This window comes from Tessaracoccus defluvii, from assembly GCF_014489575.1.
GTDB classification, from domain to species: Bacteria; Actinomycetota; Actinomycetes; order Propionibacteriales; family Propionibacteriaceae; genus Arachnia; species Arachnia defluvii.
This window is the reverse complement of the sequence record NZ_CP060789.1, coordinates 2,851,657-2,864,938: the sequence shown is the minus strand read 5'-3', so window position 1 is coordinate 2,864,938 and position 13,282 is coordinate 2,851,657. Positions and strand designations below refer to the sequence as shown.

General features: G+C 67.5%; 12 protein-coding genes. 6 read left to right on the top strand and 6 right to left on the bottom strand.

Translation table 11 applies throughout. The annotated features are described in order from the left end of the window. From H9L22_RS13595 to H9L22_RS13580, 4 genes are read left to right on the top strand one after another with little or no spacing between them, the layout of a single operon-like run. Positions 1-930, top strand: a complete 930-nt coding sequence (locus H9L22_RS13595; RefSeq protein WP_187720394.1) for an ABC transporter permease — start codon at positions 1-3, stop codon at positions 928-930. Positions 931-933: 3 nt separating this feature from the next. After that, complete coding sequence (locus H9L22_RS13590; RefSeq protein ID WP_187720393.1) at positions 934-1,962, top strand: ABC transporter ATP-binding protein; 1,029 nt, start codon at positions 934-936, stop codon at positions 1,960-1,962. Beyond that, positions 1,955-2,947 carry an ABC transporter ATP-binding protein gene (locus tag H9L22_RS13585; protein ID WP_187720392.1) on the top strand — a complete coding sequence of 331 codons (993 nt, stop codon included), beginning with the start codon at positions 1,955-1,957 and terminating at the stop codon, positions 2,945-2,947. The genes H9L22_RS13590 and H9L22_RS13585 overlap by 8 nt, the downstream gene beginning before the upstream one ends. 36 nt (positions 2,948-2,983) lie before the next feature. Then, positions 2,984-3,736, top strand: a complete 753-nt coding sequence (locus tag H9L22_RS13580; RefSeq protein ID WP_187720391.1) for a FadR/GntR family transcriptional regulator — start codon at positions 2,984-2,986, stop codon at positions 3,734-3,736. Here the strand turns inward: H9L22_RS13580 and H9L22_RS13575 are convergent. After that, a complete protein-coding gene (locus H9L22_RS13575; RefSeq protein ID WP_187720390.1) occupies positions 3,729-5,627 on the bottom strand; it encodes a penicillin-binding transpeptidase domain-containing protein in 1,899 nt (632 codons plus the stop codon). The two genes, H9L22_RS13580 and H9L22_RS13575, sit on opposite strands and share 8 nt — an antisense overlap. Positions 5,628-5,693: 66 nt before the next feature. After that, a complete protein-coding gene (locus H9L22_RS13570) occupies positions 5,694-5,840 on the bottom strand; it encodes a hypothetical protein (RefSeq protein WP_187720389.1) in 147 nt (48 codons plus the stop codon). Between the two features lie 521 nt (positions 5,841-6,361). Between H9L22_RS13570 and H9L22_RS13565 the strand changes: the two genes are divergently transcribed. Both H9L22_RS13565 and H9L22_RS13560 read left to right on the top strand, forming a co-directional pair. Continuing rightward, positions 6,362-7,564, top strand: coding sequence for a TerC family protein (locus tag H9L22_RS13565; protein WP_226965863.1), 1,203 nt, complete (start codon positions 6,362-6,364; stop codon positions 7,562-7,564). Between the two features lie 10 nt (positions 7,565-7,574). Further along, positions 7,575-8,930, top strand: coding sequence for an MFS transporter (locus tag H9L22_RS13560; protein WP_187720388.1), 1,356 nt, complete (start codon positions 7,575-7,577; stop codon positions 8,928-8,930). 18 nt (positions 8,931-8,948) lie between these two features. On the opposite strand, the gene map is transcribed toward H9L22_RS13560, so the two are convergent. From map to H9L22_RS13540, 4 genes are all read right to left on the bottom strand, one after another. Further along, positions 8,949-9,719 (bottom strand): type I methionyl aminopeptidase, encoded by a 771-nt coding sequence (gene map / locus H9L22_RS13555; RefSeq protein WP_187720387.1) that lies wholly within the window; start codon positions 9,717-9,719, stop codon positions 8,949-8,951. Positions 9,720-9,777: 58 nt separating this feature from the next. Continuing rightward, complete coding sequence (locus tag H9L22_RS13550) at positions 9,778-11,004, bottom strand: HNH endonuclease signature motif containing protein (RefSeq protein ID WP_187720386.1); 1,227 nt, start codon at positions 11,002-11,004, stop codon at positions 9,778-9,780. Positions 11,005-11,211: 207 nt separating this feature from the next. Then, positions 11,212-11,862 (bottom strand): response regulator transcription factor, encoded by a 651-nt coding sequence (locus tag H9L22_RS13545; RefSeq protein WP_187720385.1) that lies wholly within the window; start codon positions 11,860-11,862, stop codon positions 11,212-11,214. Then, complete coding sequence (locus H9L22_RS13540) at positions 11,859-13,070, bottom strand: sensor histidine kinase (RefSeq protein WP_187720384.1); 1,212 nt, start codon at positions 13,068-13,070, stop codon at positions 11,859-11,861. The genes H9L22_RS13545 and H9L22_RS13540 overlap by 4 nt, the downstream gene beginning before the upstream one ends. Positions 13,071-13,282: the final 212 nt, after the last annotated feature.

Below are 13,282 nucleotides of genomic sequence, written 5' to 3'. Positions count from 1 at the left end.
ATGGCAACACAGACCCGAAGGGCCCGCGCCCTCGATCGTCAGATGGACGCCATCCTCGCTGCTGAAGGGCAGGAGAGGAAGCGCCGCTGGGTCACGAACCGCCAACTACGCCGCATGCTGAACAACAGGCTGTCGACACTGGGACTGATCGTCTTCGGCGTCATCGTCCTGGCCAGCCTCGCAGCCCCGCTGCTCGCCCCGTACAACCCCGCCCAGATGGACCTGACGACGATCCTGAAGCCGCCGTCCGCGGAGCATTGGCTCGGGACGGACAAGATCGGCCGCGATGTCCTGTCCCGCATCCTCTACGGAGGCCGGGTCTCGATCTTCGTCGGTCTCGGCTCCGCACTGGGGGCCGCGGTGATCGGCGTCACGCTCGGGATCTACGCGGGCTACGTCGGGGGGTGGGTCGACAAGGTCGTCTTCCGGATCTCGGAGATGGTGATGGCCTTCCCCCAGATCGTTCTCGTGCTCCTGCTCGTGTCGATCGTCGGCCAGAGCCTCGGCAACCTGATGATCATCTTCATCGGCACCGGCTGGGGCTCCATGTACCGCATGGCCCGCTCGCAGACCCTGTCGATCCGCGAGGAGGAGTACATCGCCGCGCTGCGGGCCTTCGGCATCAACAAGGTGATCGTGTGCGCCAAGCACATCCTGCCCAATGCACTCGGTCCGATCATGGTGAACGTCACCCTCTCGACGGCGATGTTCATCCTGCAGGAGTCGTCGTTGAGCTTCCTGGGCCTCGGTGTACCGATGGAGATCCCGACCTGGGGGAACATCCTCAACGTCGCCAATGACCTGACCATTCTGAACAACGCCTGGTGGATGTGGCTTCCCGTCGGGCTCGTCATCTCGATCTTCGTGCTGTCCGTGAACTTCATCGGTGACGGGCTGCGCGATTCGACCGACCCGAGCCAACAGGGGTGAGCCATGGCTGAACCAGCAGTGACCGACCGCGAACCTGTCCTGGAGGTGCGCGATCTGCGGACGTACTTCTACCAGGACGGCCGCGTCAATCGGGCCATCGACGGAGTGTCGCTTGCGCTCTATCCGGGCAGGGTGCTCGGCATTGTCGGGGAGTCGGGGTGTGGCAAATCCGTCACTGCCTCCTCCGTCATGCGGCTGCTCCCTGACCTGGCACGGATCGAGTCCGGCGAGATCCTCTATCGAAACCACGGGAAGACGGTGAACATCGCGTCGTATCCGTCCGGCTCGGACGAGATGCGCGCGATCAGGGGAAGTGAGATCGCGATGATCTTCCAGGACCCGATCGTGTCGCTGAATCCGGTGTACACGGTGGGCTGGCAGATTATGGAGATGCTGCGGCTCCACCGCAGCCTGACCCGGGCGCAGGCACGCACGCGGGCGATCGAACTGCTGGCGGAGATGGGCATTCCGTCCCCGGAGATCCGTGTCGACGAGTTTCCCCACCAGTTCTCCGGCGGCATGCGGCAGCGGGCGATGATCGCGATGGCGATGGCCTGCGAACCGCGGGTGCTGATCGCCGACGAGCCGACCACTGCCCTCGACGTCACCATCCAGGCCCAGGTGTTCGAACTGATCGACCGGCTGCGGCGCGACCGGGACATGGCGACGATGCTGATCACCCACGACATGGGCGTGATCACAGAGATGGCCGACGACGTCGCGGTCATGTACATGGGCAAGGTCGTCGAGACCGGCACGGTGGCAGACGTCCTCGCCTCTCCCCGGCATCCCTACACGCGGGCGCTGCTGGCGAGCATGCCCATCCTCGGACGGGGCAGGCGGCAGCAGTTGTCCCCCATCCGAGGCGCCACGCCCGATGCCTACAACCGGCCGCCCGGCTGCCAGTTCGCACCGCGCTGCGACTCCGCCATGCCGGGTTGCGTCCAGCAGCCACCGGTCACCCAGCTGTCGGCCACCCACGACGTGTCGTGCTGGCTGTATCCGTCCACCGAAGGCAACGACGATGACTGAGAACCTGTTGAGCGTCAGCGACCTGAAGGTCCACTACCCCATCCGGAAGGGTGTCTTCCGGCGCACGGTCGGGCAGGTGAAGGCGGTCGACGGCGTCAGCCTCGAGATCCGCCGAGGGGAGGTCCTCGGGATCGTGGGTGAATCCGGCTGCGGAAAGACCACCATGGGCAAGGCGCTGCTGCGCCTGGTGAAGCCGACCTCCGGTGAGGTGATGTATCACGGAGCGGGAGAAGCGACCGATCTTGCCGCGGCCCGGGAGCGCGAACTCGACCGGCTCCGGTCCAACCTGCAGATCATTTTCCAGGACCCGTACTCCTCGCTGAACCCGGCGCTGACCATCTTCCAGCAGATGCGTGAACCACTCTCCCGCTACCGCACGAAGAACAGGGCGGAGCAGCGGGAGATTCTCGCCGACCTGTTCACCGCGGTGAACCTGCCCGCGGACTTCATGGACCGGTATCCGAACGAGTTCTCGGGTGGCCAGCGGCAACGCATCGGAATCGCGCGGGCACTCTCAGTGAATCCGGAACTCGTGGTGTGCGACGAGGCCGTCTCCGCTCTCGACGTCTCCGTCCAGGCCCAGGTGCTGAATCTGCTCCAGGAGCTCAAGGAGGAGCGGCAGCTCACCTACCTCTTCATCTCGCACAACATGTCCGTGGTCGAATACATAGCGGACCGCGTCGCCGTCATGTATCTGGGACGGATCATCGAGATGGCGCCGGCGGAAGAGCTGTACGCCTCGCCTCAACACCCGTACACACAGGCTCTCCTTTCGGCCATCCCGAGTCCGACCCTCGGAGAGCGACGCGAGAGAATCGTGTTGACAGGGGACGTGCCCTCGCCGGCGGCGCCTCCTTCGGGATGCCCATTCCATCCGCGCTGCCCGTTCGTGCAGGAAATCTGTCGTACAGAAGTCCCCGGTTTGCGATTGCTGGAGTCCGGGGAGCATGTGGTTTCCTGTCACTTAGCGCCGGTTGGTGGATGACCTGGCAGGCGCCTCTCAGAGGGGGATGAAGGAAGCATGAATACCGAATGGGAATCGCTGCGGCAGCCGAAGGCGGTGTCGATCGACGAACTCCTTCGTTCCTACATTCTTCGGGCCCAGCTCGCCCCCGGTGACCCCCTGCCAACCGAGCCCGTGCTCTGCCAGATGCTTGGTTGTTCGCGGAACCGGCTGCGGGAGGCGATCCAACGGCTGCAGGCCCTCGACGTGCTCGATGTCCGGCACGGCGTGGGCACCTTCGTCGGGAGACTCAGCCTGCGCCCTCTCGCCGATGTGCTGCAGTTCTCCGCGCTCGTCAAGGCCCGGGTGGATCGCAAGGCGGTGCGCGACATCCTGGACGTGCGCATTGCCGTCGATCGGGGTATGGCTCCGACCATCTGCGACAGGATCAGCCAGGACGACGCCGACGAGTTGCTCGCGCTGTGCGCCGAGATGAACAGCCTGGCCGAGCAGGGCAGGATGCTCTCGGTCGTGGACCGTCGCTTCCACCTTCGCCTGGCGGAGCTGGCGGGCAACGATCTCGCCGGCGAGCTGGTGGTCGCGTTCTGGGATGTCATGGAGCACATCGAGATCGACCTGGCCCGGCAGCCTCAGGACGAGATCGTGCGCACTGCGCAGTCCCACCTGCTGATGACGCAGTGTGCGCTCGCTTCCGACCTCGCCGGGTACTACGAGGCGCTCGACATGCACTACGAGTCGGCCGTCCGGCGCATCGGAGCGTACGTCGCGGAGCAGCGGAGCGATCCCGCGGCGCCGGACAGCGTCAGCTGAACAGCGAGACGATCAGCGGCGCCGCCGTCGTGCCACCCGAGTCTCCGACCTCCACGAACGCCGAGACCGCATACGTCGAGTTGTAGGCGATCATCCAGGCGTGCGTCTGCTGCGCGCCTGCCTTGCCCCACTCCGCGGTGCCCGTCTTGGCGCCCGTCATGATTCCCTTGAGCGACTTGCCCGTGCCGGAGTCGACGGTGGCCGTCATCATCGACTGCAGCGCCGTCGCCTCGGCCGCGGTCAGCGGAGCGGCTGTCGACGCTGCCTGCTTGTCCTTCACCAGCCAGGGGATCGTCGTCTTCCCGGAACCGACGGAGGCTGCGACCGCAGCCATCCCCAGCGGCGACATCGTCACCTGCCCCTGGCCGATCTTCGAGGCGGCCAGGTCAATCGCGTTGCCCGGCTGCACGGTGCCGAAGTACGAGGTGAATCCGGCGTCGTAGTCGGTGCCGACACCGAGTGAGCCGGCGGCCGCATGCAGCTGGTCGCCGCTGACGGACGATCCGGCGAAGGCAGTGTTGCACGAGTACTTGAACGCGTCGGTGAGGGTCACCGAGCCCAGCGCCGACGACGGGTAGCCGGAGTAGTTGCCGAACGTGTGGGAGCCCACCTTGAGCGACGAGGGGCACTTCACCGTGCTGGTGGGAGTGACGCCGCCGCGCAGCATCGCCAGCGCCGTCACCGCCTTGAAGGTGGAGCCGGGAGCGTACTTGCCGTAGGTGGCGTAGGGGAAGGTGCCGCCCGACGGGGACTGCGCCGCGGCGAGTATGCCGCCGGTGGCCACGTCGACGACGACGAGCGTCGCCAGCCCGGTCTGGGTGCTGAGAACCTCCTCCGCTTTGGCCTGCAGGTCACGGTCGAGGCTGAGCTGGATCCCGGTGCCGATCGAGGCGTCCTGCTGGAAGACGGGGAAGGCGTCGAAGGGGGCGGCGCTGGCACCCGCTGCCGCCTTGCGGCCGACGACGTCGACGCGGACGGACGGGACGCCGCGCAGTTGCTCGTCGTAACGGGACTGCAGGCCGCTCAGGCCGACGATGTCGGCGGGTGTCAGAGCGCCGTCGGACTTGTCGATCATCTCCTGCGTGGGATGTCCGACGGTGCCGAGCAGTGGGGCCGCGAACGAGTCGGTGGGTCCGACGACGGCCGTGATCTCACGCACATGGCTGCCGGGAATGTCGACGACGGTGGATGGAATGTCCTCCTGCCGCAGCGTGGCGGCGATGACGAACGCCTTCGGGCCGTTGGCGGCCACCTTCTTCTGGAAGGCCGCGACGTCGACCTGCAACAGCGTCGCCAGGTCTGCCGCGGCGGTCGCCTGGTCGGCCTCGATGACGGCGCCCTTGTCGATCCCCACCTCATAGAGGGAGCGCTGCTCCACCAGCGCGAGGCCGGTGTTGTCGTTGATGGGCCCGCGGCGGGCCTCCTCGGTGGTGTGCCGGAGCCGCGAGTCGCTGGTCAGCTGCGGGTGCAGCAGTTGGGGCGACCAGTCGACCCGCCAGACGCCTTCAATGTGCCGCAGCCGCGCCGTCGAGTCGTACGTCCACCCGTCCTTGCCGAGCTGGTACGTCATCGTCAGGGTGGCCAGCGCACCGTCGGGGTCCTCGTACGTGATGGCGGTCCGCTCGACGGTGGGATAGATCTCGTCCATCCCCGCGAAGACGGTCTCGAACTCGGCCTGCGCGTCGGCAGGGTTGCGCACCATCGGCAGTTTCGACACATCGCGCGCGTTGAGCGCGGCGACGAGTGCGGTGACGGCGTCGTCGGCCGCGGGCAGATCGGCCGGTGGGTCTGTGGCCTCGGTGGGGGAGGGCGCGGGCTGCTCCGGCCCGGGGGCACAGCCCGCGAGCAGCAGTGCCAGCGTCACCAGTGCGGCGGCGAATCCTCGACGCATGGAACCCTCCTCGGTTGTCCCTGACAGGCTACCGGGCGACACCGACAGCGCCGCGGCGCCCGGCCGTCACAGAGCGACGACGAGCGCGAAAACGACGGCTCCGACGGCCACCACGCCGCCGATGCAGGCGAAGACGATCCCCATCAGTTCGCCCGCCCCCATCGCCGTCCGTGCGCCCGTCTCCGCGAGGGCAACCTTCAGGGCCGCGTCCACGGGGCTCGACGAGGTGGTGACGGTCTCGTCACCGTCGGCGCCGACGGTGACGCGCCCTGAGGCCTGCCAAATGCGGCCGGAGAACGTCCTGGCCTTGGACCAGCCCGCGGACGAGGCAGTGTCCGCAGCCTGGTCGATCCGGTAGAACTTGGTGGGGTTCGACGTCGGGACCAGCGTATCCAGCCGAGCTCGGCGGGCAGGAAGATCGCCGTCAGCACACCGGCCAGCGTGAACATGACGCCGAGGAGTGCGGCGGCCGCCTTCTCGCTCAGGATGATCGTCTTCATGTGGTCGCCTTCCTGGCCGTCGCAGTAGCGATGCTGGGGCGCATCGGAGCCTCCGGATCATCGCCCGCCAGGCCACCGGGAGGCCCGGTCAGGCCGCGGCCGGCGAACCCCGGGCGGGCCTCGGACTTTAGGCGAACCTGAGGACCCCCGATAGAATGACCTTGGTCATCGACGTTGGCCCTGAAGGGTACCGGTGGCAGAAACCAGTTTTCTCGCCCAGTTCAGGAGCTCCCTGTGACAGTCCTTTTGAGTGCGGACGTATCGCTGTGGGTCTGGCTGGTCACCCTTGGGGTGATCCTCGGCCTCCTCGCGTTCGACTTCTTCTTCCACGTGCGTCAGGCGCACGAACCCACCCTGAAGGAAGCGACCTGGTGGTCGATCTTCTACGTGGGTCTCGCGTTGTTGTTCGGCGTCGTCCTGCTCGTGTTCGGCGGCGCCGACATGGGCGTCGAGTACTTCAGCGGCTACCTGCTGGAGAAGGCGTTGTCCGTCGACAACCTCTTCGTCTTCCTCGTGATCATCTCGAGCTTCGCGGTGCCGCGCGCCGACCAGCAGAAGGTGCTCCTGTTCGGCATCGTCTTCGCGCTGATCGCCAGGAGCGGCTTCATCTTCGCGGGCAAGGCCCTCATCGACAACTTCTCGTGGACCTTCTACCTGTTCGGCCTGATCCTCATCGTCACGGCAGGCAAGCTGCTCGCCCCCGAGAAGGAGGGCGAGGACGAGGCCAACAACTTCATCATCCGGGCCGCCAAGCGCTTCCTGCGCACCACGGACCACTACGACGGCGACAAGCTCTTCACCATCGAGAACGGCCGCCGCGTCCTCACCCCGATGCTGCTCGTCATGGTGGCCATCGGCGGCACCGACATCCTGTTCGCGCTCGACTCGATCCCGGCCATCTACGCCGTCACCACGAACGTGTACATCGTGTTCACCGCCACCGCGTTCTCCCTGATGGGTCTGCGTCAGCTGTACTTCCTCATCGACGGCCTGCTCGACCGGCTCGTCTACCTCAAGTACGGCCTGTCGGTCATCCTCGGCTTCATCGGCGTCAAGCTCATTCTCGAGGCCCTGCACAAGAACCAGTTGCCGTTCATCAACGGCGGCGAGCCCGTCGACGTCTTCACCTTCGATGCCTACACGTCGCTGCCCGTCATCGTCATTCTGCTCACGAGCACCGTCATCCTGTCGCTGGTGTCGCCGAAGGGGAAGCTGCTCTCCGCGGTGCGGAGCGTCGACCGTCTCGCCAACGCCTACCTCAACCACAACTACGAGGTGGCCCCGGAGGATCGGGAGGCGAACTTCCAGAAGATGGTGGCTGCGCAGAACCGGCTCATGCAGTTCGACAACGCCAAGGTCGACCAGATGATGGAGGAGACCGGCGCCACCTGGGCCGTCGAGAAGGCGACCAGGGCCCACGCCGAGGCCACCGGCTAGTCTCAGCCCCGTGCAGATCATCCCCGCCCTGCGGCGGCTGTGGCGCCACGCGCCCTTCCGTCGGCTCCTGACCCTCCGGATTCTGAGTCAGGCGGCCGACGGGACGCTGCAGGTGGGGATGGCCAGCTACATCCTGTTCTCCCCGCAGTCCCAGGCCACGGCCTGGGCCATCGCGGGCGTCCTGGCCCTGACGATGCTGCCGTTCACGATCATCGGGCCGTTCGTCGCGCCGCTGCTCGACCGCTGGTCGCGGCGGAACGTTGCACTCTGGTCCGACGTCATCCGCGCCACCCTCGCCGCCGTCATCGGTGTCATCATCGCCACCGGCGCCACCACCGGCGCCTGGGCGATCGTCCTCTACGGCGCGCTGCTCGTGGCGATGAGCATCAACCGGTTCATGCTCGCCGGCCTGTCGGCGGGCCTGCAGCACACCGTCGACAGTGACGAGTACCTGACGGCGTCGTCGATCGTCCCGACGATCGGCCCGCTGGGCGTCGTGATCGGCGCCATCCTCGGGTTCGCGGCCCGGCTCGGCCTCGGCGGGGTGCTGACCCCGAACCAGGCCGACGCCGTCGTGTTCGGCCTGGCCGCGGTCATGTTCGTCGGCTCGGTGCTCGTGTGTCGAGGCTTCGCGAGGGATGCGTTGGGCCCCACGTCGCGCCCGGAGGCGTCGTCGGCGGGCAGCGTCCGCGCCGTCGCGGCTGGCCTCGCGGAGGCGGGTCGCCACCTGCGTACCCGCCCTGTCGCCGTCCTGGCGCTGGCGCTCATGGCGATCACCCGCCTGTTGTTCGGGCTGCTCAGCGTCGCCGTCATCCTCGCAGCCCGGCACCTGTGGAACCCGTCGGACCAGCCGGCCGCTGCACTGGCCGACCTGACGCTATGGGGGCTGGCGACCGGCGCCGGATTCATCCTGGCGGCGCCGACGGTCCCGCTGCTCACCCGCCGCCTCGGACTGGGCCGCACCGCGCAGCTGCTGCTGCTGTCGTGCGCGGTGGTGTCGGTCGTCACGATGCTCACTACGGCGAAGTGGCCGCTGTATGTGCTCAGCTTCCTCATCGGACTGGGGGTGCAGTCGTTCAAGATCTGCGTCGACACCATCGTGCAGGCGCACGTCGACGAGCGCTTCAAGGGCCGCGCCTTCACCTTCTACGACATGGGGTTCAACGGCGCCTTCGTCCTCGCGGGCGTCGTGGCGGGCCTCCTGCTGCCGCCCCATGGGCTCTCGGCGGGGGTGTTCGCCGGGATCGCGGTCACGTACGCGGCCTGCTGGCTGGTACTGCGGTGGGGTGTCCGGCGTCTGGGTGCGGCGACGTTCGAGAAGGGCACCGAGGACCTCACGGGCGCCGGGTCGCCCCCCACACGCTGAGGCGAGGATGCGTCTCGGTCAGCGGGGCAGCGTGAGGATCTCGACACCCTTGGCGGTGACGGCGATCGTGTGCTCGCTGTGCGAGGTGAGGCAGCCGGTGGCGCTCTTCAGGGTCCAGCCGTCGTCGGCGGTCACCAGCTCGTCGGTGTCGGCCATCACCCAGGGCTCGATCGCGACGAGCATTCCCGGGCGCAGCCGGAAGCCGCGTCCGGCGCGGCCGTTGTTCGGGATGTGCGGATCCTGATGCATCGTCGAGCCGACGCCGTGGCCGCCGAAGTCGGTGTTCACCGAGTAGCCGGCGCCGGTCAGCACCGAGCCGATGGCGTGCGAGATGTCGCCGAGCGGCTTGCCGGGCCCGGCCGCGGCGATGCCGGCGGCAAGCGCCGTCTCGGTGGCCTCGATGAGCGCAGCGGCGACTGGATCGGGACGGCCGCCGACGACGAAGCTGATGGCCGAGTCGGCGACCAGCCCGTCGAGGCTGACGGCGAGGTCGAGGGAGAGCAGGTCGCCGTCACGCAGCGTGTGATCGAACGGGCGGCCGTGCAGCACGGCGTCGTTGACGGACGTGCAGATGTAGTGCGCGAAGGGGCCGTTACCGAAGGAAGGCGCGTAGTCGACGTAGCAGGACACGGCGCCCGCCTCGACGATCATCTGGCGGGTCCACTCGTCGATGTCGAGCAGATTGGTTCCGGCGGTGGCCCGCGAACGCATGGTGGTGAGGATCCGGCTCACCAGCTCTCCGGCGGCGCGGGCGCGGGGAAGGTCGGAGGGCTTGAGGATCTCGATCACGGGGGCAATGGTAGTCGGCACTCCGGGATTGGTACTCCTAAGCCTGTCGAAGGGCGGGTCAGTATTCGTCGGTGGGTGCCGGGGTCTTGTTGGGGCGCAGGTAGAGGGTGGAGTCCATGGTCCAGCCCCGGACGGGTTGCTGATCCGGCGGAGCATGACGCGGCGGCGGAACAGGATCCGGAATATGCGGCTCGATCTCCCAGCCATATCTCGCTTTGAACACCAACCCGTCAGGCCGGTTCGGATTCCCCTCAATGGTGAACTCACCCCGGTGGTGTTCCCGATGATGATGCGTACACAACGAGATCAACTCATCGATATCCGTCGAGCCACCTTTGCTCCAGTGACGCTTGTGATGATTCTCCAGGAACCGGGTCACCGGGCAGCCGGGATACCGGCAGCCACCGTCACGATCCTCGACCAGCTTCCGTGTCCGGTCGGGTACGATCCGCATCGAGCGTCCCACCGACACCGGCGACGCGTTCTTCAACCACACCGGCCGGATGCTGCCGTCACACGTGATCCGCTCCACCAGATGCGCCGGCAAAGCACCCTGCTTGTTGATCCAGCCCTTGCCATCGGCCTCGAGGTGCACCAGAACCTTGTAATGCTGCCGACGTGACCCCGACTCCACCGCGGACAGTGAGCGGGACGCGACCTCCAGGATCGCATCAGCGAACGTGGCCTCGGCGTGACCGGCCGTGAACAGCGCGTCCTTCGCTTCGCGGAGGGCTTGTTCGACCAGGGCGCCCTCGAGGGCGTCAGCTTCGTAACGCAGCTGGAACCGGCCCCCCAGCGTGCCCATCTGCAACGTAGGCCCCTCATCCCCAGACGGCCCGGGCCTCGGCGTTGCGTACTCGTCAGGCGGCTCTTCGAAGCCGTACTTCGGCAACGCCCGACGCAACTGCTGCACCACCGTGGCATGCTCAACAAACACGGAGACCGCATCGCTGTATTCAGCGGGAACATTCCGGGCGACCACCGTCATCTGGTCCAGACTCACGGTCCCGGCGGCCATCTTCTCTTCCAGCACGGGGAACTCACCCCGACGGCGGGCGATCGCGACAATGTCACGAGCCCGCGCCGGAGACGTCGCACACATCACACTGAGCCAATGCTCCGGGGACTGGATGCCATTCTCGGCCCACGTGAAAGTGTCGAGAACCTCTGCGGTCAGGGCGATGAGTTCGTTGTTCAACTGGGCCAACTGCCCGGCAATCACACCCGCACGCTCCGCCGCTTCCTCCCAGCGGAGCAGGGTGTTGGTGTGGTCGGACAAACTCATAATTAATTGTACATCCGGGCGATTACGAGTTCAAGAGTTTGTCGTCTGTTTTTCGGGGGTATTTGTGTGAATGGCGGGCCCCCTTCGAGACGCCGCTCGTGCCGGATCCTGAGCTTGTCGAAGGGCGCAACCTCCTCAGGGACCGAAAGTCCTTCGAGACGCTCGTACCGGGTCCTGAGCTTGTCGAAGGGAGGGCGCCACCCCGCCTCACGTTTCCAGGCCCGCCTCCAGCGCGATCAGCACCAGCCCCACCCTGTCGCGCGCGCCCAGCTTGCTGAGCAGCCGACCGATGTGGGTCTTCACCGTGCCCTCCGCCATGTACAGACGCTGCGAGATCTCCGAGTTGTTGGCCCCCCGGGCGACCTCCACCAGCACCTCCCGCTCCCGCTCCGTCAGCACGTCGAGGCGGGTGTCCTCCTCGGGCGTCGACTTCGGCAGCATGCCCGCGAAGTGTGTGAGCAGCCGTTTCGTCGTCGACGGCGCAACCACCGCGTCGCCAGCGGCGACCGCGCGGATCGCGCCGAGCAGCTCCTCCGGCAGCGCGTCCTTCAGCAGGAAGCCGCTGGCCCCGTTGCGCAGCGCCGCGAAGACGTACTCGTCCAGGTCGAAGGTGGTCAGCACCAGCACCTTGGTGTCGAGTCCGAGCGACATGATCTGCCGGGTCGCCTCCGTGCCGTCCATGATCGGCATCCGGATGTCCATCAGGACGACGTCGACCGGCCGCGCCTTCACGGCGGCGACGGCGTCGCGACCGTTCTCGACCTCGCCGACCGTCTCCATATCGTCCGACGAGTCGATCAGCATGCGGAAGCCGCTGCGCACCAGCGACTGGTCGTCCGCCAGCAACACCTTGATCATTCCTCGGCTCCTCTCAGCCAGCTCTTGCCCAGTTGGCTCGGCATCGGGAGCCGCGCCTTCACCTCGTAGCCGCCGCCGGCCCGCGGGCCCGCCTTGAACTCGCCGCCCATGGCGACGACCCTCTCGCGCATCCCGGGCACGCCCGAGCCGAGTCCGTCGGACTGGGAGAGCACCCCGATGCCGTCGTCACGTACGCGGACAGAGATCTCGTGGGGCAGGTAGGTGACGGCGACCTCCGCCGTCGCCGTCGACCCGGCGTGCTTCAGGAAGTTGGTGATGGCCTCCTGGACGACGCGGAACACGGCCAGCCCGAGGGAATCCGGCACGAGTGGCGTCTCGCCCTCGATCTCCAGGGTGATCCGATCCCCCGCGCCGGCCACCAGTTCGGGGATCTGCCGCAACGTCGGCGCCGGCCCGAAGTCGGGGACCTCGCCCTCGCCGCGGAGCAGTGAGACGATGCGGCGCACCTCGCCGATGGAGCGGCGCCCGGTGTCGGCGATGACCGTCAACGCCTCGACGGCGGCCTCGGGGCGCTTCGTCGTGAGCGCCCTCGCCCCCTCGGCCTGCACCACGATCACCGACAGCGAGTGGGCGAGCACGTCGTGCAGTTCCTGGGCCACCTCGGCGCGGGCCCGGCCGGTGACCAGCGCGTCGGCCTGAGCCGACTGCCGCTGAGCGGCGGTGAACCGCTCGGTGGCGATCTCGCGGTCGAGGGCCTCGGTCAGCGCTCGCTCCCGCAGCAGGCGTCCGAACAGATACGACAGGGCCACCAGCGAGAAGCACAGCAGGCCGAGCACTGTGGTGGCGACGAAGCGGAAGCCGACCGCCAGGTCTCCGGTCCAGGTGAGCGGGCCCAGCGTCGAGCCGACCGCCGTGAGGATCGCGACGAGTGGCAGCAGCGACGACCGGTGGTAGCGGCCGACGCTGTAGGCGACCACGGGAACGGCCAGCAGTGCGGGCACCGGGGCGGTCATCGTGGCGACCATGCCGATTCCGGCGGCGGCGACGACCGCGAGCGCCCAGAACGGGGCGACCCGGCGCACAGCGAGCCCGATGCACATCAGGAGCGACCACGTCGCCGCCCAGGCGAAGAAGTCCTCGGACCGCACGTAGGCGACGGGAAGGAGCCCGCAGACGAACAGGGCGGCGGCCGCCGCGGTGTCGCGGAGCAACGTGCGCCCGTCGCGCGACCACCGCATTCCCATCATGATCAGTCAGCCTAGGCGGACGGTGGGTGTGCGGGGGTCAGACCCCGGGACATGGTTCGCCTTCCAGGGGTGCACCCGGGTCTGATCGGGGTGTTTCCTGTTGCCCGGAACCCGCTCGCACACCATAGATTGGGCAGCATGTTCCGAAAGCTGTTCTGGTTCACCGCCGTCGCCGCCATCGCCTGCGCCGTCACCGGGCTCCTCGACCGCCA